This is a genomic window from Dyella sp. (assembly GCF_035685885.1).
Classification (GTDB): Bacteria; Pseudomonadota; Gammaproteobacteria; order Xanthomonadales; family Rhodanobacteraceae; genus Dyella.
The window spans coordinates 1-18021 of the sequence record NZ_DASRZX010000143.1; the positions used below are offsets into that span (position 1 = coordinate 1).

General features: G+C 66.4%; 20 protein-coding genes. 8 read left to right on the forward strand and 12 right to left on the reverse strand.

What is annotated here, in order from left to right; all coding sequences use genetic code 11:
• Positions 1 to 1524 (forward strand): transglycosylase domain-containing protein (locus tag VFG49_RS15810; protein WP_324862241.1); only part of this gene is annotated, 1524 nt, incomplete at its 5' end.
• A gap of 22 nt (positions 1525 to 1546) precedes the next feature.
• Here VFG49_RS15810 and VFG49_RS15815 read toward each other — a convergent pair.
• From VFG49_RS15815 to VFG49_RS15830, 4 genes are all read right to left on the reverse strand, one after another.
• Positions 1547 to 2275: a Bax inhibitor-1/YccA family protein gene (locus tag VFG49_RS15815; RefSeq protein ID WP_324862280.1), complete on the reverse strand. Its 729-nt coding sequence runs from the start codon at positions 2273 to 2275 to the stop codon at positions 1547 to 1549.
• 137 nt (positions 2276 to 2412) lie between these two features.
• Entirely contained in the window at positions 2413 to 2898 is a 486-nt protein-coding gene (locus tag VFG49_RS15820) for a DUF6152 family protein (RefSeq protein ID WP_324862243.1), read from the reverse strand.
• 2 nt (positions 2899 to 2900) lie between these two features.
• Positions 2901 to 3644: a hypothetical protein gene (locus VFG49_RS15825; RefSeq protein WP_324862245.1), complete on the reverse strand. Its 744-nt coding sequence runs from the start codon at positions 3642 to 3644 to the stop codon at positions 2901 to 2903.
• 10 nt (positions 3645 to 3654) lie between these two features.
• Positions 3655 to 5781: a TonB-dependent receptor gene (locus VFG49_RS15830; protein ID WP_324862247.1), complete on the reverse strand. Its 2127-nt coding sequence runs from the start codon at positions 5779 to 5781 to the stop codon at positions 3655 to 3657.
• Positions 5782 to 5962: 181 nt separating this feature from the next.
• Between VFG49_RS15830 and VFG49_RS15835 the strand changes: the two genes are divergently transcribed.
• A complete protein-coding gene (locus VFG49_RS15835; RefSeq protein ID WP_324862249.1) occupies positions 5963 to 7195 on the forward strand; it encodes an MFS transporter in 1233 nt (410 codons plus the stop codon).
• 37 nt (positions 7196 to 7232) lie between these two features.
• Here the strand turns inward: VFG49_RS15835 and VFG49_RS15840 are convergent, their stop codons facing one another.
• Both VFG49_RS15840 and VFG49_RS15845 read right to left on the reverse strand, forming a co-directional pair.
• Positions 7233 to 7430, reverse strand: coding sequence for a hypothetical protein (locus VFG49_RS15840; protein ID WP_324862251.1), 198 nt, complete (start codon positions 7428 to 7430; stop codon positions 7233 to 7235).
• An 84-nt stretch (positions 7431 to 7514) separates the two neighbouring features.
• Entirely contained in the window at positions 7515 to 8753 is a 1239-nt protein-coding gene (locus VFG49_RS15845; protein ID WP_324862252.1) for an MFS transporter, read from the reverse strand.
• 89 nt (positions 8754 to 8842) lie between these two features.
• On the opposite strand from VFG49_RS15845, the gene VFG49_RS15850 reads away from it, so the two are divergent.
• A complete protein-coding gene (locus VFG49_RS15850; RefSeq protein WP_324862255.1) occupies positions 8843 to 10216 on the forward strand; it encodes an MFS transporter in 1374 nt (457 codons plus the stop codon).
• A gap of 33 nt (positions 10217 to 10249) precedes the next feature.
• On the opposite strand, the gene VFG49_RS15855 is transcribed toward VFG49_RS15850, so the two are convergent.
• Together VFG49_RS15855 and VFG49_RS15860 are read right to left on the reverse strand one after the other, a co-directional pair.
• Positions 10250 to 10564: a hypothetical protein gene (locus VFG49_RS15855; protein ID WP_324862257.1), complete on the reverse strand. Its 315-nt coding sequence runs from the start codon at positions 10562 to 10564 to the stop codon at positions 10250 to 10252.
• Between the two features lie 99 nt (positions 10565 to 10663).
• Positions 10664 to 11650, reverse strand: coding sequence for an alpha/beta hydrolase (locus tag VFG49_RS15860; protein ID WP_324862259.1), 987 nt, complete (start codon positions 11648 to 11650; stop codon positions 10664 to 10666).
• A gap of 90 nt (positions 11651 to 11740) precedes the next feature.
• Between VFG49_RS15860 and VFG49_RS15865 the strand changes: the two genes are divergently transcribed.
• Positions 11741 to 12781, forward strand: coding sequence for a GntG family PLP-dependent aldolase (locus VFG49_RS15865; protein ID WP_324862261.1), 1041 nt, complete (start codon positions 11741 to 11743; stop codon positions 12779 to 12781).
• A 44-nt stretch (positions 12782 to 12825) separates the two neighbouring features.
• Here the strand turns inward: VFG49_RS15865 and VFG49_RS15870 are convergent, their stop codons facing one another.
• From VFG49_RS15870 to VFG49_RS15880, 3 genes are all read right to left on the reverse strand, one after another.
• Positions 12826 to 13284 (reverse strand): SRPBCC family protein, encoded by a 459-nt coding sequence (locus VFG49_RS15870; protein ID WP_324862264.1) that lies wholly within the window; start codon positions 13282 to 13284, stop codon positions 12826 to 12828.
• Complete coding sequence (locus VFG49_RS15875; protein ID WP_324862266.1) at positions 13281 to 13604, reverse strand: metalloregulator ArsR/SmtB family transcription factor; 324 nt, start codon at positions 13602 to 13604, stop codon at positions 13281 to 13283. Before VFG49_RS15875 ends, VFG49_RS15870 begins: the two co-directional genes overlap by 4 nt.
• 119 nt (positions 13605 to 13723) lie before the next feature.
• A complete protein-coding gene (locus tag VFG49_RS15880; RefSeq protein ID WP_324862268.1) occupies positions 13724 to 13999 on the reverse strand; it encodes a hypothetical protein in 276 nt (91 codons plus the stop codon).
• A 259-nt stretch (positions 14000 to 14258) separates the two neighbouring features.
• Between VFG49_RS15880 and VFG49_RS15885 the strand changes: the two genes are divergently transcribed.
• Positions 14259 to 15506: a PepSY-associated TM helix domain-containing protein gene (locus VFG49_RS15885; RefSeq protein WP_324862270.1), complete on the forward strand. Its 1248-nt coding sequence runs from the start codon at positions 14259 to 14261 to the stop codon at positions 15504 to 15506.
• A gap of 10 nt (positions 15507 to 15516) precedes the next feature.
• On the opposite strand, the gene VFG49_RS15890 is transcribed toward VFG49_RS15885, so the two are convergent.
• Positions 15517 to 16431, reverse strand: a complete 915-nt coding sequence (locus VFG49_RS15890) for a M23 family metallopeptidase (protein WP_324862272.1) — start codon at positions 16429 to 16431, stop codon at positions 15517 to 15519.
• 62 nt (positions 16432 to 16493) lie between these two features.
• Between VFG49_RS15890 and VFG49_RS15895 the strand changes: the two genes are divergently transcribed.
• From VFG49_RS15895 to VFG49_RS15905, 3 genes are all read left to right on the forward strand, one after another.
• Positions 16494 to 17063: a hypothetical protein gene (locus VFG49_RS15895; RefSeq protein WP_324862274.1), complete on the forward strand. Its 570-nt coding sequence runs from the start codon at positions 16494 to 16496 to the stop codon at positions 17061 to 17063.
• A gap of 15 nt (positions 17064 to 17078) precedes the next feature.
• The gene (locus tag VFG49_RS15900; protein WP_324862276.1) at positions 17079 to 17411 is read left to right on the forward strand and encodes a hypothetical protein; all 333 of its coding nucleotides are present in this window, start codon (positions 17079 to 17081) and stop codon (positions 17409 to 17411) included.
• A 117-nt stretch (positions 17412 to 17528) separates the two neighbouring features.
• Positions 17529 to 18021: hypothetical protein (locus VFG49_RS15905; RefSeq protein WP_324862278.1), on the forward strand; the 493-nt coding region annotated here is incomplete at its 3' end.

Here is an 18021-nt window from a genome sequence, read left to right on the forward strand (position 1 = left end):
CACGTCGGCGTGTGGCCTTTCCTGCGGCTGGAAGCCGTCGACCTCGACTTTGGCCACGGCGCACGGCTGCACGCGGATCGCGTCGCGGCCAGCTGGCTGGGCCGGCTGCGGCTCGCGGCACGCGGCGCGATACTCACCGGCCCGGCGGGCCTCAGCGTCCGCGCGCCGGCCAGCGCCTGGAACGTCGCGGGCATCCGCAGCGGGGATCTGCGGCTCACGCTCGTGGCGCCCCAGCAAGGCCTGTCGATCCGACACGTGAGCCAGTCGCCTGGCAACACCTGGAGTGTCGAGGCCCATGGGCTGGATGTCAGCCAACTGTTCGATGTGCAGCGCGATGCCAACCCGCTGTTCGATGGCGGCATTGCGGATGGACACGCGGAATTGGAGACCAGCAGCGATGCGCTGAGCTTCCACGTGAATCTTGAGGCACGCGACGCCCGGCTGCGTGCATTGGCGGACGGTGCGGCCGAGGATTCCCAGCTTGGCGATCCGACGGATGTCTCGCTGCGCTTCGATGGCTCATGGGCGCGGAGCAGTGGCACCATCGAGATCCCCGAGCTGCATGCGAAGGTGGCCGGGGCGGATCTGTCCGGCTCGGTGTCATTGCGCGACCTCGACTCCGATCCGGCCATCGAATTCGCGCTCGGCGTACAGAAACTGGACTTCGCGCAGCTGCTGGGCACATCGGGACTTTCAGTTCCCGATAGCCTCGGTCTGCCGCAGGACGGCGCCCACGATCTCGGCACGGCGGCCATCGATCTGCAGGTGCGCGGGCGTCTCTCGGATCCCGCCTCGCTCGTCGTGACCCAGAAGATCAACTACACGCCGCCGCGCCAGATGCCGCCCGCCATCCTGCGCCTGCGCGGCGATTTCGTTTTCGCCGCCGACGAAGGTGCGGGCCCGCATCGCGCCATCAACGTATCACCCGAATCGACCGACTTCATCGCGCTGCGCGACGTTCCGCCGTTGTTCGTGCGCACGCTGCTGATCTCCGAGGACGCCGGCTTCTACAGCCATCACGGCATCGATCTGCGCGAACTGCCCGCGGCGCTGCTCACCAACTGGTTGCGCGGCGACGCTGCGCGGGGCGCGTCCACGATCACGCAGCAGCTCGCGAAGAACCTGTTCCTATCGCGCGACAAGCAGCTCGGACGCAAGCTCGAGGAACTGGCGATCACCTTCATGCTCGAGTCGGCGCTCGGCAAGGACCGCATCCTCGAGATCTACCTGAACATCATCGAATGGGGGCCGGACCTGCGCGGCCTGCGGCCCGCAGCGCGCCGGTATTTCCAGTGCGAGCCGCAGGCCCTCACGCCGGCGCAGATGGCGTTCCTCATCGCCATCATTCCCGGGCCCATCAAGTACCAGAGCTCGTTCGCGCACGGCATGCCTGGGCCAGGCCTGCGCGCGCTGATCGACCAGCTGCTGGCCAAGCTGCGTTCGGTGGATGCGATCAGCGAGGACGACTACCGGCGGGCCCTGGACGAGCCCATCGTGGTGGCTGGCGCCTCGGCGCCTGGATGAGGATCGGAGCGCTGGGCGACGACTATCTGCGCTTGCCCAGCATCCTGATGATCTCCAGGTACAGCCAGACCAGCGTCACCACCAGCCCGAACGCCGAATACCACTCCATGTACTTGGGGCTGCGCTGCGCGACGCCTTTTTCGATGAAATCGAAATCCAGCACCAGGTTCAGCGCCGCGATGCACACGACGAACAAGCTGAACAGGATGCCTGCGGTCCCGCCTTCGTGGATCATGGGGACGGGGTGACCGAAGAACATGAGCACGAGGTCGACGAGGTACAGCAGCGCGATGCCGCCGGTCGCGGCGACGATCCCGAGCTTGAACCTTTCCGTCACCTTGATGATCTGCAACCGGTACGCGGCCAGCATGCAGGCCAGCACGCCGAAGGTGAGTCCGACGGCCTGCAGCGCGATGCCAGGCTGGCGCGCTTCATACAGCGCGGAGATGCCGCCAATCGCGAAACCTTCCAGCAAGGCGTACGCGGGCGCGGTGTAGGGTGAGAGGGTCTTCTTGAACATGGTGACCAGCGCCATGACGAGGCCGCCCACCGAGCCGACCAGCAGATAAGGCGCGATGGCCTCGGTCTGGTGCGTGGCGAAATACAACCTCCACACCCAGACCGCGCCGATCAGCACGATGGCCAGCAGCATGGCCGTGCGGTTGATGGTTCCCGGCAGCGTCATCGGATTGTCCGAGACCGCCAGGTTGTCGAAGGTGGTGGACTTCAGCGCCGGATTACCGGATTTCATCGCCATCGGAGCGCTCCAATATGTTTTCTGGCCTTCACCCGCCCACGATATTAGCGGGATTTACGCACGGCGAGGGGCTGACAGCGTTGCCGCTCCAAGCGCTTGATATTGCTGCATAAAGCGGCCAAGGCTGCCGCTCAGGGCTCGATGATCCTGCCGTTTTCCAGCTTCAGCGTGCTGATGGCATCGATCGGCGAGCCGCTCGGACCGGGCTTCCACAGTTTCTCGTCACAGGCAAAGGCGTTCGGCGCGCCATGCAGGATCCTGGTGCCCGAGAGCACCACGGTGTTGCCGAGACCGCCGTGGCGACCATCGCGCAGTGGGCTGTAGTAAATGGTGACCTTGTCGCCCTTCTCGAGCGCGGTCCGCGACCAGTTGGGCGCCAGCGCCAGGCTGCCCGACGGCGGAAATTCAAAGCCCCAGATGTCACCGGCAGCATCCGCGCTCGCGTTCGCGCCCGGCACGACGATCCACACCCAGGTGTGCGGATACACCCACTGGAAGTTTCGCACCGTCCCTGACACGGACTCGCATTTGGTGGAGTCGAACATGGCCGCGGAGTGGTGGGCATGGGCCGTGCCGAACGCCAGCAGAGATGCCAAAGCGGCAATGCGCGGTTTCATGTCTATTCGTCCTCGGGAGGCGGCGTCAGATCGACGCTTTCGCCGGTATCGTGATTGCCGTAACGGCACTGCGGTTCATCCATCGTGATCGGCACGCGCTTGTAGCCGCGCGTATAGATGTAGGGACTCGCGAAGATCGCCGGATCCGTCATCACGCTGTCCACCAGCAGGTGGTCCTTGTCTTTCAGGTGATAGCGTTCCACCAGGTGGGTCTGCAGCGTGGCGGTGAGTCCGTAGTTCTGGAACAGGCTGCCTTTGGGAAAGCCGATGGTATCGACCACCAGCGTCTGGCCTTCCCAATGGCCGATGGAATCGCCCATGAAACTGGCGGTCATTTCCTTGAGCGGACGATGGGCGCGATGGTCGGTGTAGATCCGGCGGATCTCGCCATCTTCGAATATGATCGTGACGCGGTCCGGCGTGAACAGGAACTCGTGCAGCACGCCATGTTGCTGGATGCCCGGTGTGCCCGCCGGCAGGCAGAACGAGAGGTTCTGCTGTGCGCGATTGGCGCGCGCTTGCGCGCGCAGCGCCAGGTACTTCGGCGTCAGGGGTACGCGCCCCTGGTCGGTGCCGAAACTGTCCTCGCTGGCCTGGAAGCAGCTGTCGTCGCAGGCCCAGGTGCCCGACCAGTCCGGCAACTTCGTTGCCGGATGGTTCGCGGCGGGAGCGGCGGCGCTCGCCAGCAGGAGCAGGGAGCAGGCGGCGCTGGCGGAAGCCAGCGCCGGTTTGCCGGTGGCGCGCATCTGTGTCGCCTTACAGCTTGACGGCCAGCGAGACGCCGAAGGTGCGCGGATCATCCACGAACACATACGGCGGCTGCGGGTTGTACACCGTCACCTTGTAGATCTTGTTGAACAGGTTCCTGCCGTAGGCCGACAGGCTGTACTTGCCGCTGCTACCCGTATACGTGAGCGCGCTGTTGGCGATCGCGTACGCGCCCTGCTGGAACACGGGGTTGGTCGACGGATAGTTGCTGGTGTCGTAATCCGTCAGCTGGCTGGTCTGGTAGTGGGCGTCGGCCTCCCACTTCAGCGCCGAGCCGTTCGAGAACACGAAGTCGTGCTCGTAGCTGCCCGACACGCCGAACTTCGGTGCCGTCGGCACCGCGCCGCCGTCCGATTGCACGTTGGCGTACACCGAGCCGTCGAACGGACTGATGACCGTGATGTTCGAGGTGTAGGTCGCATGCAGCCAGGTCGGCGACAAGGTCAGTTTGTCGTTGGCCGACAGCTTGATCGTGGCTTCGAGCTCCGCGCCGTAGAACCTGGCCGGCACCACCACGGTCAGGCCGACGCCGCCGTAGGTGGGATGCGCAGGGTTCGGGATCGAGTAGGGCTCCTGGAAGCCGCCGTAGTCGTAGTAGAACACGGCGCCGTTCAGCGTCATCGTGTTGCCCACCTGGTTCTTGGACCCGACTTCGTACGCGTGCACCGTTTCGTTGCGGTTCAGGATGTTGTTGGTGTACGTGCCGGGCCGGTAGCCGGTGGTGATGGAACCGTACAGCAGGTTGTTGCTGGCCAGGTCGTGTTCGACACGCGCTTTCCAGTCGAAGTGGTTGATGTCGGTCGAACTGCGCGTGAACGCTGCGCCCACGCCGGCCGCGAAGGCCACATCCACGTGGTCGCGCGTTTCGCGCAGTCCGAGGGTGGCGCGCGTCTGATCGGTGAACGCGAAGGTCGCTTCGCCGAACAGGCCCAGTGAACGCGGATGGAAGCGCTGCGCATAGATGAAGAAGGGCGTGAACACGCCGCCCGCAGTGGGGGCCGGCCCCGGCTGGTAGGCGGTCTCGAGCCGGTTCTGGTAGGCGTAGACGCCAGCTTGCCAGGTCAGGCGCGAATCGGTGCTGCTCGCGAGGCGCAGTTCGTTGGTCCAGGTCTGGTTGATGGGCTGCGTGATGTCGAGGTAGGCGAACGAACCCTGTGCGGCCCAGTCGCTGTGCGTGGTCTGGTAGCTGCCGAGGTAGGTCAGGCGCGCGAAGCCCAGGTTGGCCTCGACATCGGTGTAGACCTTGCGATAGCCGATCACATCCGAGGCGCCGCCGGCCAGATCGGTGGTCCAGTCGGAGGGTTCGGCGTTGGTCGCGAGCGGCACCTGGCCCGGTCCCGAGCCGTTGGAGCGGTAGTCGGTGTAGCCGAGCAGCAGCGAGAAATCGTCGCCGGGCTTGAACAGCGCCTTGACGCGCGCTCCGACGTCGTCCTCCGAGCTCCAGCCGTTGTTGAAATAGCCGTCATGACGGGCCTGGTTGTAGGCCGCGCGGATCGCCAGTGTGTCGGTCAGCGGAATGTTGACCATGCCCTGTGTGCCGACCAGGTTGAAGGACCCGAATGTCACCTTTCCGGACGCTTCGAAGTCCTGCTGCGGATCATTGGTGATGAAGTTGACGGCGCCGGCCGTGGCGCCGCGGCCGTACAGCGTGCCCTGTGGGCCACGCAGCACTTCGACCCGCGACATGTCGTAGAAATTCGAACCGCCGCCCTGCAGCAGCACGCCGTCTTCATAGATGGCGACCGAGCCGGCCGTGTTCACGGCCGACGTGCCGAGGCCGCGGATCGAGATGTTGGGCGGTCCACCCGCACCCTGCACACTCTGCTGCGACGGGCCGTCGGTGATGCCCTGCACGACCACGCCGGGGACGTTCTGCAGCGCCTCGGCGACGGAGTCGACGCCGCGCTGTTCGAGGTCGGCGCCATCGATGGCGGTGACGGCGACGGCGACTTTCTGCAGATCAACGCTGCGGCGCTCGGCAGTGACGATGACTTCTTCGAGCGTGCCGGCATCGGCGGCGGAGTCCTGGGTCGCCGCCAGCGCGCCATGCCCGATCGGCAACCCGCAGATCAAACCGGCCGCGGCCAGGGCCGGAACGGAACCAAGCCTCTTCATCTTCATACCCCCGTCTGATCGAAAGCGATTCGGTGAATTCAGGCGGCGCGCATCTTAGCAGAGGCGTTCTATCTAATGAAGCAATTCAATAGGTTGAACTAGGGCGCGGCCAGCGGGGACGCGAAGCGGCGCGCTAGACTGCGCCGCCATGCGAAACAGAACCGCGGTGACACAAGGCCGCATGCCGCAGTCAACGTTCCGCGAGTCGCTGGGTCTGCTGGCCACGCGGCGCTTCGGCACCTTCTGGTTCTCGAGCCTGCTGTCGAGCATCGGAACCTGGGCACAGCAGGTGGCCGAGCCCTGGCTGCTGCTGAGCCTGGGCGCATCGCCGTTCCTGCTGGGCCTCGACTCGTTTGCCATGGGCGCACCGGTGTTCCTGCTGACGCTGGTGGGTGGCGCGCTGGCCGACAACGCGGATCGCCGCCACGTGATCGCGCTGTTCCAGTCGATCCAGATGCTGTGTCCGACGCTGATCGTGGTATTGCTGTGGACGGGCCTGGTGCAGCCGTGGGTGGTCATCACGCTGTCATTGATCGTGGGCATCACCGACGCGCTGTCGATGCCATCCTTCCAGACCATCGTGCCGTCCATCGTCCGCTCCGATCAGCTCGCGGCGGGCATCGCGCTCAATTCGACCCAGTTCAATCTCTCGCGCATCCTGGGACCTGCGATCGCCGGCATCCTGATGTCCAGCGTGGGCGCCGCGGGCGCGTTTGCGGTCAGCGCCGCGTCCTACCTGCCGTTCATCCTGGTGGCGCTGTGGGTGTTGCCGCGTGGTTCAAAGGCGCGGCTGGACGCGCATTCGTTCCACATCCGCGAGCTGGGACAAGGAATCCGCGAAGTCACCGCCGACCCCCTGATGCGCGGCGCCATCCTCACGGTGCTGGCCACGAGCCTGCTGACCTCGCCGCTGATCACCTTCACGCCGGTGCTCATCAAGGAGGGGTTCCAGGGCGCCGTCGGCCACTTCAGCCTTGCGGTGGGCGCGTTCGGGCTGGGTGGTCTGCTCGGAGCGACCGCGTTGCTGGCCGTGGATCGCGGGCGTGACCGCCGGCCGCTGGCCTCATGGCTGGGCGTGTCGTACGCGGTGCTGGTGGTGCTCGCGGCGCTGGACCGCTGGTTCTGGTGGCTGCCCGCGCTGCTGGTGCTGGCGGGACTGTGCATGACGATCAGCAACGCCTGCGCCAACACGCTGCTGCTCGGCGCGGCGCAACCCGGGCTGCGCGGCCGCGCGGTGGGTGTTTACATGCTGGCCATGCGCGGCGGGATATCCGTGGGCAGCCTGCTCACCGGCGCAACGGTGGGCTTGCTGGGCGTGCGCACGGCGCTGTGCGTCAATGGTGTGCTGGCCATCCTCGCGCATCTGCTCATCGTGCGCACCTGGCGCACGCCGCCGCGCAAGCAACGCGCCTGAGGACGCAAGGACAGGTGCGCGGTCATCCGCGAGCAGCTCAGGCCTTCTCGTAAGGCAGCACGAACACGGGTTCCTTCACCTCGCGGCCGCCGGTGGATTGAACCGGCTCACCGCAATCGGGCCTGGCCAGGGCAAGACCCCGGCCCTGCTTCAGCCAGGCATTGACATGCATGAGCGCGAGGCTCGAGTGCGGATCGAGCGTAGGCACCTTTTCCCGGAGTGTCAGCCTGGCCATGGGATCTCCTCGATGCTGCGACGGGCGAATGTCGGTGAGGAGAAAACTAGCAGGGAACCGGTGACAGTAGCTCTGACATTTTGGTTAAACCGGGGTGACATCGCCGAGCTTCGCGGTGCGGCGCGAAGCGGCGTACAGCGCGACCAGCACGGCAGCAAACCCGGCGGACGCCCCCACGCCCAGCGCCCAGCGCGGCCCGTAACGATCGGCAATGAAGCCCACGATGGGCGCGCCCAGCGGCGTTCCGCCCAGCGCCACCGCCAGGCGGATCGCCATCACGCGTCCGCGCATCGCAGGCTCGGTGGACAGCTGCACCAGGCTGTTGGTTCCATTCATGAAGGTGAGCGCGGCGATGCCGATGATCACGAGCGTCGCTGCGAACCACCAGTAGCCGGGGGCGAGCGCCGCCAGCGTGCAGCCGACACCGAAAATCGCCGATCCCCACACCAGCAGCGCGAACCGCGGCCGGTCGCGGCCCGCGTTCATCAACGCGCCCGTGATCGTGCCGATCGCCATGACGGATGACAGCAACCCGTACCGGCCAGCATCGGCGTGAAAAATTTTCACGGCCATGGTGGAAATGAAGATCGGGAAATTCAGGCCGAAGGTGCCGATCAGGAACAACATGACGAGCATGGTGACGAGATCGGGGCGCCGCCACACGTAGCGGAAGCCTTCGATCAGGCTGCCTCTGGCGGCCCGTGCCCGCTCCTTGGTGTGCAGCGCGCCCACATCCAGCCATCCCAGCGAACACAGCACGGCGATGAACGACACACCGTTGAGCACGAATGCCCAACCGCTGCCGATGGAGGCGATGGTCAGGCCGGCCACCGCCGGGCCGACCATGCGGCCGGCGTTGAACGAGGTGGAGTTGAGCGCGATGGCGTTCGAGAGGTCCTGCTCGCCCACCAGCTCCGAGACGAACGTCTGGCGTACCGGGGCGTCGAAGGCGGTGGCGCACCCGAACAGGAAGGCGAATACGTCCACGTGCCAGAGCTGCACGACGCCCGTGACCGTGAGCACGCCCAGCGCCAGCGACAGCGCGCCGAGCGTCGCCTGCGTGGCCATCAGCAGCTTGCGCTGGTTGAAGTAGTCGGCGGCGAATCCCGTGAACGGCAACAGCAGCAGCTGCGGGCCGAACTGCAGCGCCATGACGAGGCCCACCGCCGAGGCATTGCGCTGCGTGAGCTCGGTGAGCACCAGCCAGTCCTGGGCGGTGCGCTGCATCCAGGTGCCCACGTTGGAAACCAACGCGCCAGCCGCCCAGATGCGATAGTTGGGTATCTGCAGCGATCGGAAGACGCGGGAAGGGACGGTGTTCATCCGGCGGTAGAGTTACACAGATCCCGTCCATGCGCGGTTCCGCGCGATTAAAAATCAGATAAGGTAGGCCTATCCAGCAGGGGGATCGCGTGAGGGCAGATCAATCCGCGCCAACGGCCACCAGCGCGTCGTGGAGCGCTCCGCAGCGGCGCGCCGTGATCGCCGCGTTCCTGGGCTGGACGCTCGACGCTTTCGACTTTTTCGTGCTGACCTTCGTCACCGCCGATCTGGCCAGGCAGTTCGACGTGAAGATCCCGGCCATCCTGCTGGCGGTCACGCTGACGCTCGCAGTGCGGCCGCTGGGCGCGTTCCTGTTCGGGCGGCTGGCCGATGATTACGGCCGCAGGCCCGTGCTGGCGTTGAACATCTTCCTGTATTCGCTGTTCGGGTTCGCCACTGCATTCGCGCCCACGCTCACGGTGTTTCTCGTGGTGCGCGCACTGTTCGGCGTCGCGATGGGCGGCATCTGGGGGATCGGTGCCTCGCTCGCATTCGAGTCCATTCCTTCCCGCGCCCGCGGCCTGGTCTCCGGCCTGCTGCAGTCCGGATATCCGGGCGGCTATCTGCTGGCTTCGATCGCCTTCGGCCTGGTGCACGCGCCGTTCGGCTGGCGCGGCATGTTCATGGTGGGACTGGTACCCGGCCTGTTGCTGGCGTTCTATCTGCTGACGCGCGTATCCGAGTCACCCGTCTGGCGGCGTCCGCCCAGCGCACAGGGCGCCAGGCATCTGCTGCACCTGCTCGTCGTCGCCGCCATTCTCGCGCTGATGCTCGGCGTGCTGATCCGCTTCGGCCGCGAGCAGGGCCTGCTGTACATCGTGGCGGGTGTGGTGCCGCTGCTGCTGCTGGGCGCCGCGTTGACGCCGTTCATGCGTCGGCACTGGAAACTGGCGCTGTACGCCATCCTGCTCATGACGGGCTTCAACTTCTTCAGCCACGGCACGCAGGACCTGTATCCCACCTTCCTGCGCGTGCAGCATCACTTCGACGATGCCACGGTCACGTTCATCACGGTGACGCTGAACCTGGGCGCCATCGTGGGCGGGCTCCTGGTCGCGACGCTCAGCCAGCGCATCGGCCGCCGCAAAGCCGTCATCGCCGCGGCGTTGCTGGCACTGCCGATGATCGGGTTCTGGGCCTACGCGACCAGCGCCGTGGCGCTGGCGGCCGGCGCGTTCCTGATGCAGCTCTGCGTGCAGGGCGCCTGGGGCGTGGTGCCCGTGCATCTCAACGAGCTGTCGCCGCCGGGCGTGCGCAGCACCTTCGCCGGCACCGTGTACCAGCTCGGCAATCTCATCGCTTCGGTGAACGCGGTGTTCCAGGGGGAACTGGCGGAACGCCACGGCGGCAACTATTCCCTGGCGCTGGCGCTGGTGGCCGGTGGCGCCGCGCTGCTGATCGCCATCGTGATGTCCGCGGGGCCGGAGGCCAAGGACGCCGAGCTCGGCCACGCGACTGCGTGAGCAGCCGCGTGGCCCGGGCGCCCGACGGTCGCCTCAGGGTTTGCTGCCGGCCGCCAGCGCCGCAGCCTGCACCTTGATCGCATCCGCCTTCGCGGTCGCGAGCTTGAGCTGCGCATCGGCCTCGCCATCCGCCGTGGCGCGCACGGCGCTGGCTTCGGCTTCGGCGATCGCCACCTTCTGCTTCTGTTCCGCGCTGGACAGCAGCGCGTTGATGTCGCCCGACACCTTGGAGCGCTGCGCGATCAGGTCGGGGGCGGTGTACTCCGCGGTGACGGCCTTGAACACTTCCATGGTCGCCGTCTGCACGTAGCTGGAGAGGTCGCCATCGTGCGAGTATTTCTCGTACACCTCCGCCACTTTGTCGCGGGTGCTGCCTTCGGCGTTCTCGATGTCGATGATCTTGCCGACTTGGTGTTGTTCTGCGCTGCGATTGATTCTTGTGGAGGACTAGCCGCGGGACGCGGCGGCATGCAGGGTCCGGTCGAAGAACCTGAAGACTTCGTCCAGGAACTGCTGTTCCTGCTGTGGGGTCGCTCCGGAGAATCCGTGCCCCAGGCCGGGATAGACGATGCGTTGCACGCTGTCGCCGTGCGCCTTGAGCACCGCCTCGAGCCGCGCCGACTGTTCCGGCGGTACCAGCGGATCCTCGCCGCCCTGCATGAGGAGGAACGGCGGCGCGCCTTCGCTGACGTACGTGACGGGACTGCCACGAGCCAGCTCGTCGTGCGTGCAGGCCTCCGCCGCGCAGCCCAGCAGCTTCGCCACGTTGGAGCTGGACGCGCCGAGATTGAAATCCGCGGGACCAAACCAGTCGACCACGGCCTGCACGCAGGGCGACAGCGCCGGATCGCTGGAGCCCGCGTTCAGCGCATCGACATGGCACGTCGTGCCGGCCAACGCCGCCAGATGGCCACCCGCGGACAGCCCCCAGGCTGCGATGTGGCCGGAATCGACCCCGTACAGGTCCGCGTGCTTGCGCACGAAGCGGATCGCATCCTTCACGTCCTGGATCGCGGCCGGGAAGGCGGCTTCGCGATTGAAGCGGTAGGTGATGGCGGCCACCACGTAGCCGCGCGCCGCCAGCCGGGCCAGCACCTGCGTCCAGTCGCCGTAAGTCCAGTCGGCGCGCGGATTGCCGATTTCCCAGCCGCCGCCGTGGATCCACACGACGGCGGGATGACGGACCGTGGTGTTCTCCGGGACGTACAGATCCAGTTTGAGCGGGCGGTAGCCTGCGACTTCCTTGTACGTGAGATCGCGCAGGCCCACGACGTGCATCGGATACGTGAGCCGGCCCGCCGCGTGCACTGTCGGCAGCGGTTCCGCATACAGGGCGGGCGGCTGGAACGGCCCCGACGCTGCCGCGGGGGCGGCGCCCGCTCCGGGATCGGCGGCGTGCACCCTTGCGGTCATGGCCATGCCCGACATGCCCATGCCAGCGAACACCAGCCATCGGAATGAGCGGCCAAATGAATGCGTCATGCCTGCCTCGCAAAAATCCGGAAAGCGTGAGTATAGTGCGGCATGACCCCGCCCATCGACCTGCGTTCGGACACGGTGACGCGTCCTTCGGAAGCCATGCGCGCCGCGATGGCCGCGGCGCCGGTGGGTGATGACCAGTACGGTGAAGATCCCACGACCAACCGCCTGCAGGCGCGCCTCGCCGAGCTGCTGGGCAAGGAAGCGGCGCTCTGGCTGCCCACCGGCACGATGGCGAACCAGGTGGCGCTGCGCGTGCTGACGCGCCCTGGCGATGAAGTCATCGCAGCGCGCGAATCGCATGCCGCCTGGCACGAGGCGGGCGGGGGCGCGGCCAATGCCGGCGTGCAGATCCATGAGATCGGCGAGCGCGGCGTGTTCAGCGCGGCGCAATTGCTGGCGGCGATCAAGCCGCGCACGTTTTCGATCTTTCCGACGACCTCGCTGGTGGAAATCGAGAACACCCACAACCGGGCGGGCGGCGTGGTGGTGCCGCAGGCGGAAGTGCTGCGCATCTGCCAAGCGGCACGCGAGCAGGGCCTGGCGAGCTTCCTCGATGGCGCGCGGCTGTGGAATGCGAGTGTGGCCAGCGGCCTGTCGCCGGCGGAACTGGCGGCGCCGTTCGACCTGGTGGCCGTGGCGTTCTCCAAAGGGCTGGGCGCGCCCGGTGGCTCCTTGCTCGCGGGCAGCAAGGCGTTGATCCAGTCGGCCGACCGCCATCGGCGTCGCATGGGCGGTGCGATGCGCCAGAACGGCATCTTCGCCGCTGCCGCGCTGCACGGGCTGGATCACAACCTGGCGCGCCTCGCGGACGATCACGCGCACGCCAGGGATTTCGCGCAGCGCCTCGCCGGCGCTGCGCCCGTGCAGCTCGAGCTCGCCTCCGTGCAGACCAACATCGTGGTGTTCCATCTGCCCGCGACGCTGGCGATCGATGCGCCGACGCTCACCGCCCAGGCGCGCGAGCAGGGCGTGCTGCTCAATGCCTTCGGCGCGCGTACGGTCCGCGCCGTGACGCACCTGGACGTCGACGGGGCGCAGTGCCGGCGCGCGGCGGAAGTATTGATCCCGCTGCTGGCCGGCTGAACCGCTCCGCGACCGCGCGGCCCGGCCGCAGCCGATCATCGCCGCTACTTGGACCTGGCCAGCACCGTCTCGCCGGTCTCCAGCAGCGACTTGAGGTTGGAGAGGATCTTGGGCCAGCCACCCGACACCGCGCCGATGAACTTCGAGTCCTGGCGATCCATGGTGTGCGTGACCGACAGCTTCACGGCTTTCGGGCCGATGTCGGGCGCGGCTTCGATTTCGAACGTGCAGACGGTGTGGCCCTCGGCCTTCATTTCCTCATTCCACTGGTTCTGCCACTTGATGACCAGGCGCGCGGGCGGATTGGCTTCGAGGATCTCGCCCGCATCGGCCACCCGACCGTCGCTGAACACCAGTTTCCAGGGTGAGCCCGGCTGCCAGTCGCTGATGCAGTCCATGCCGAACCAGTACTGCTTGATGAACTCGGAGGTGGTGAGCGAGGACCACAACTTCTCCGGCGTGGTGCGGATGTAGGTGACGTAGACGAAAGTCGATTTGTTCATGTCGAATCATCCTCCAGGGTGCGTTTGAGTTCATGCAGCGCCTTGAGTCGCGGCTTTTCGAACTTGCGGATCCAGCGCTCGTAGAGCTCCTGCAGCGGCACCGGATTGAGGAAGTGCAGCTTCTCGCGACCGCGCCAGCGGATGGTGACCACGTTGGCCGCTTCCAGCAGGCCGAGGTGCTGGGTAACGGACTGGCGTGTCATGTCGAGGTGCTCACACAGTTCGCCCAGTGTCCTGCCGTCGTGGGCGTACAGCAGATCCAGCAGCCGGCGGCGGCTCGGGTCGGCCAGTGCCTTGAACAGCAGGTCCGGTTGATTCATGCAATTCCGCTCAGAAGGCCTGGGGATAATAGGCAGGTAAATACCTGCATGTCAAATCAACGCGCGTGGAGGCCGCCGGACGCGCCGGCGGTGCCCGCAGTGCCCGCAGCGATGGCCAGTCAGTGGTTCTTGTTGGCCGTCTCGGCCGCCAGCCTCAGTTCCTGGTTCGCCTGTTCCAGCAACTCCTTCGCCTTGGCTGCGTGGCCACCCAGATCGAATTCGTTGGCTTCCTGGGCCGCGGAAATCTTCTCGAACGCCTGGCGCGCGAAACGCTGTGCGGCGGCGATGTTCGGATGACGATGGCTGCTCACATCGCGCACCGGTTCGACGGCAATGGCCGCGCCCGCGCACAGCAGCGTGACGGCAACGGCGCCTGCGATCAGTGACTTCTTCATAAAGTCTGCTCCTCGGATGATGGGATTGCGGGCTGCATACTGGGAGCGTCACGCGGCGCCCGCCAATTAAAGCGGCGTAATTGCTGCCACCGCGACAGTTCCATGCTCGCGCTCACGGGTGGCGCGAAGCCTGCGTGGTCGGGGGCGGTGGAGGCCGTGCACAGCTTCTCGCGGCGACGCGGCCTCACAGATGCAAATGAGGTTGATTCGCATCTGCGTCCATGGTAGAAACTCCCACACTTATCAAGCAAGGGTTTCAGTGACGACACACACCACTTCGCGGCTGCCGGCGCTGCGCTGGCTGTGGGTGCTGGTGCACCGCTGGGCAGGACTGACCCTCGCGGTTTTCCTGGTGATCGCCAGCGTGACGGGCGCGATCCTGCCGTTCGAGGAATCGCTCAACTTCGCCAGCCGGCCTGATATCGCGAGCACGCATGCACCCAGTGCTGGCTCGAAGCCGCTCGATGGCGTGACCCTTGCCGAGAGCGTGCAGCGCCAGCTGGGCGTGGTCGTTTCGTACATCCCCCTCGTGATCGAACCGGATCGTCCGGTGCGACTGTTCGTCGCGGCCAGACCGGGTGCACCCGCTCTGTCTTACGACGTGGTGTGGGCCGATCCGTTCACAGGAGCGGTGAAGCTGCAGTACAAGTGGGGCGGACTCGGCGACGGGCCCGAAAACATCGTGCCCTTCCTCTACAGCCTTCACTACGGCTACGTCCTGGGCACCTGGGGGGAGCTCGCGTTCGGCATCGCGGCGCTGGTCTGGGCGCTGGATTGCTTCGTGGGTTTCTACCTCACCTTGCCGCAGCGACCGCGGCGCGACGCGAGGCAGAGCGCGCGTCAGTGGTGGGAACGCTGGCGCCCGGCGTGGAAGATCCGCGGCCGGGCCGGGCACAAGCTGACGTTCGACCTGCATCGCGCTGGCGGCCTGTGGCTGTGGCCGATGCTGTTCGTGATCGCGTGGTCGGCGGTGTGCCTGATCCTGCCGCAGGTGGGCAAGCCGGTGATGCGGGCATTCGGCGCGAGCCGGGACTTCGTCGCGCCGGCGCTGGCCGAGCCGCTGGTGCAGCCGCCGCTCGATGCGCACGCCGCCCTGGCGCTGGGCCTGCAGCGGCTGGCGACATTGGGTGCACGCCAGGGATTCTCGCTGCAGCAGCCCACCGGCCTCAGTTACGACGCCAGCACGGGTGCGTACACGCTGTACGCGCGCACCAGTCTCGACCGGTCGGATCGCGAGGGCGCCACCGCGCTCACCTTCGACGCGCGCAATGGGGACGTGCTGGACCTGCACCGACCGCAAGGCGTGACGCGTGCCGATGGCTTCGTGGCCTGGATCAACATGCTGCACATGGCGGAAGTGTTCGGACTGCCTTATCGCATTTTCATGTCGCTGCTCGGCCTCGGCGTGGCCGCGCTCAGCGTGACGGGCGTGATGATCTGGATGAAGCGGCGCAGCGCCCGGCTGTTGTCGACGCGTCGCGAGCTGGTGGTGACGGCGCGCGGCTGACGGCGCCCGATCAACGCGCGATCGCGCTGGCGACCCTGGTGTCCGGCTCCGGATCGATCAGGTCCGCGAACTTCGATTTGGGCAACCTGAGCATCGGATCGACGGCGACATCGCCTTCGCGGATCTCGAAGTGCACGTGCGGTCCGGTCGAATGGCCCGTGCTGCCCAGCAGCGAAATGAGCTGGCCCTGGACGACGGTGTCTCCCTGCTTCACCTTGAGCTCGCTGTTGTGCGCGTACAGCGAGGTGAGGTTCCGGTCGTGGCGCAGGATCACCACGTTGCCATAGCCGCGCAGGCCGTTGCCGGCGTAGATCACGGTGCCGGCCGCGATGGCGTACACGGGTTCGCCGGTTTCGGCGGCGAGATCCAGGCCTTTGTGCATCTTGCCCCAGCGCGCGCCGAAGCGGGAACTGATGATGCACGCATCCACCGGCCAGCGCAGCGAACCGGTGTACTGATCAGGCGTGGTGGGCGCCGCTGCGACGGACGTGGGCGGCGCGGTGCCGGCCGCGCCACCCGGGCCGCTCGCGCGTCCGGTGCCGGTCTTGCCTCCTTTGCCGGCCCTGGTGCCGGCGCCGCCCACGGCGGGCTTCGCAGGCTGCTGGCGATGCAGCACTTCCAGCACGACGGATTCGCTGTGTTCGCTGGCGTCGGTGAAGGTCTTGAGCAGATCCCGCTCGGCCGCGTATTTCTGCATGCGCTGGTAGGCTTCGGCAGCCATGGTCCGGCTGGCGTCGGCGGCCTGCACCACGGCCTTGGTCGAGACGTCGGCGGCCTTCGCCGTACCTTCCCTGGTCTTCTGGTACCAGGCGTCATTGCCGAATTTCTGGTCGACCGTGGCGCAGCCAAACACGCCGGCGCACACCACGACGGCAATCGCAAGGCTCCGACCGGTCTTTTGGGTGGTGTTCCGATGGAGGGGCATGGGCCTAAAATGTACCGCAAGCGATGAAGTTCGCAACCAGACTGATGGGGGGTGAGGGAAGCATGGAGGCCACGCCGTCGACACCCGCACGCCAGCCGCCGCTGCGCGCCATCGCCCGCTGGGACCCGCTCACCTGGCTGGCCGTCATCTGCCTGCTGCTGGGCTGGTTTTACGTCAAATGCCTGATCGTCTGGGTGAGCGGTATCGAGCACGGCGTGCGTTTCTACGATCTGCCGGCCATCGTGCTCAAGCCTTCGCAGCTGTTCTTCGGCGTGCGCCATTACTACCTGCTGCTCGCGCTGCCGTTCGGCGCCTTGTGCCTGGCCTGCATCTACGCCTTGTTGCTGCCCTACCAGGGGTTGCCGCGCGAGACCTGGTTGCTGCACCTGCTGCCGCTGATCGTGCTGGTCGGAAGCTATGCCCTGCTGTATCACCGCACGGGCCACGAACTGATCCGGACCGATCCCGACACCGTGGCGGGCGATCTCACGCGACTGGCCAACAACCTCTGGAGCCGCGGGACCGGACTCGTGACGCGCCATGTCTCGGTGGCGGGCGGCGCATACGTGGCGCTGGCGGGCAGCCTGTTCCTGGCCGCGCGCGGCCTGTTGCGGTATTTCAAGCCGGCTTGAGCGGAGTGCGTCGCCATGCATGAATTCTTCCGTCACGCGCTGACCCGGCCCAAGCTCAAAGGGCTGTTCGTCAAGACCACCATCGGCAATTTCGTGGGCTTCGTCGCCGGCTCGTTCGTCACCGTGCTGTCGACCTACCATTCCGTCGAGCGCCGCGCGCTGAAGAATCTGTTCGGCATCCTGCCGCGGCAGAAGATCACGGTGCACCTGCTGCCGGAATGGCTGGAATGGGCGCTGGCGGTGCTGGTGGGGTTCCTGGTGATGGAATACGTGCGCTATCTTTTCAATCGCACTGCATATATTTCCGCCGCGCGGGCCGAACCCACGGCGCCGTCCGGGCCGGACTGACCACTGTCGGACAATTGCCCGCAGCTCTCGAAACAAATTCGTCATGGTCCCGTCACGCGTGGCCAATACGCGTCGCGCATCTTGCTGGCGACCCATGTCAAAACAGAACGGTGCAGCGTGCGCAATCCAGTCATCGGCAAGGCAGGTTCGATTCCGGTGTTCGTCGCGGGTCTGTTGGCGGCCAATGCCGCCGGCGCAGCGAACTTCACGGTGGCGTCCGGGACCACGGATACTTCCGCCAAGACCCTGGGTTCCGGCTCAGGTCAGACCGGCTCGGTGGCCGCCAATGGTACGCTCTCCATCAGCGGCTCGACGGTGGCCGTCACCATCACGGGTAACAGCGCCACGCTCAGCAATCTCGGCCTGATAACGCAAACCGGCACTGGACGCGCCATTCGCGACAATACCGGGGTCACCGGCCTGGTCATCAACAATGGCAGTGCCGCGAACTCGACGGCCACCATCCAGACCGCGGACAACGACGTCATCCAGATGGCGCAGCCCACGGCCAGCGTGACACTCAACAACTACGGCCAGATGATTTCACTGAATGCGTCCAAAGGCGGTGCCCAGGCGGTTGATTTCTCCAACATCACATCCGGCTCAAATG

Coding starts and splice junctions, on each gene's coding strand:
- VFG49_RS15870 (WP_324862264.1), bottom strand. CDS start 13,284: ATGAACAAATCGACTTTCGTCTACGTCACCTACATCCGCACCACGCCG.
- VFG49_RS15835 (WP_324862249.1), top strand. CDS start 5,963: ATGCCGCAGTCAACGTTCCGCGAGTCGCTGGGTCTGCTGGCCACGCGG.
- VFG49_RS15895 (WP_324862274.1), top strand. CDS start 16,494: ATGGAGGCCACGCCGTCGACACCCGCACGCCAGCCGCCGCTGCGCGCC.
- VFG49_RS15830 (WP_324862247.1), bottom strand. CDS start 5,781: ATGAAGAGGCTTGGTTCCGTTCCGGCCCTGGCCGCGGCCGGTTTGATC.
- VFG49_RS15860 (WP_324862259.1), bottom strand. CDS start 11,650: ATGGGCATGTCGGGCATGGCCATGACCGCAAGGGTGCACGCCGCCGAT.
- VFG49_RS15820 (WP_324862243.1), bottom strand. CDS start 2,898: ATGAAACCGCGCATTGCCGCTTTGGCATCTCTGCTGGCGTTCGGCACG.
- VFG49_RS15815 (WP_324862280.1), bottom strand. CDS start 2,275: ATGAAATCCGGTAATCCGGCGCTGAAGTCCACCACCTTCGACAACCTG.
- VFG49_RS15825 (WP_324862245.1), bottom strand. CDS start 3,644: ATGCGCGCCACCGGCAAACCGGCGCTGGCTTCCGCCAGCGCCGCCTGC.
- VFG49_RS15875 (WP_324862266.1), bottom strand. CDS start 13,604: ATGAATCAACCGGACCTGCTGTTCAAGGCACTGGCCGACCCGAGCCGC.
- VFG49_RS15840 (WP_324862251.1), bottom strand. CDS start 7,430: ATGGCCAGGCTGACACTCCGGGAAAAGGTGCCTACGCTCGATCCGCAC.
- VFG49_RS15890 (WP_324862272.1), bottom strand. CDS start 16,431: ATGCCCCTCCATCGGAACACCACCCAAAAGACCGGTCGGAGCCTTGCG.
- VFG49_RS15865 (WP_324862261.1), top strand. CDS start 11,741: ATGACCCCGCCCATCGACCTGCGTTCGGACACGGTGACGCGTCCTTCG.
- VFG49_RS15880 (WP_324862268.1), bottom strand. CDS start 13,999: ATGAAGAAGTCACTGATCGCAGGCGCCGTTGCCGTCACGCTGCTGTGC.
- VFG49_RS15900 (WP_324862276.1), top strand. CDS start 17,079: ATGCATGAATTCTTCCGTCACGCGCTGACCCGGCCCAAGCTCAAAGGG.
- VFG49_RS15845 (WP_324862252.1), bottom strand. CDS start 8,753: ATGAACACCGTCCCTTCCCGCGTCTTCCGATCGCTGCAGATACCCAAC.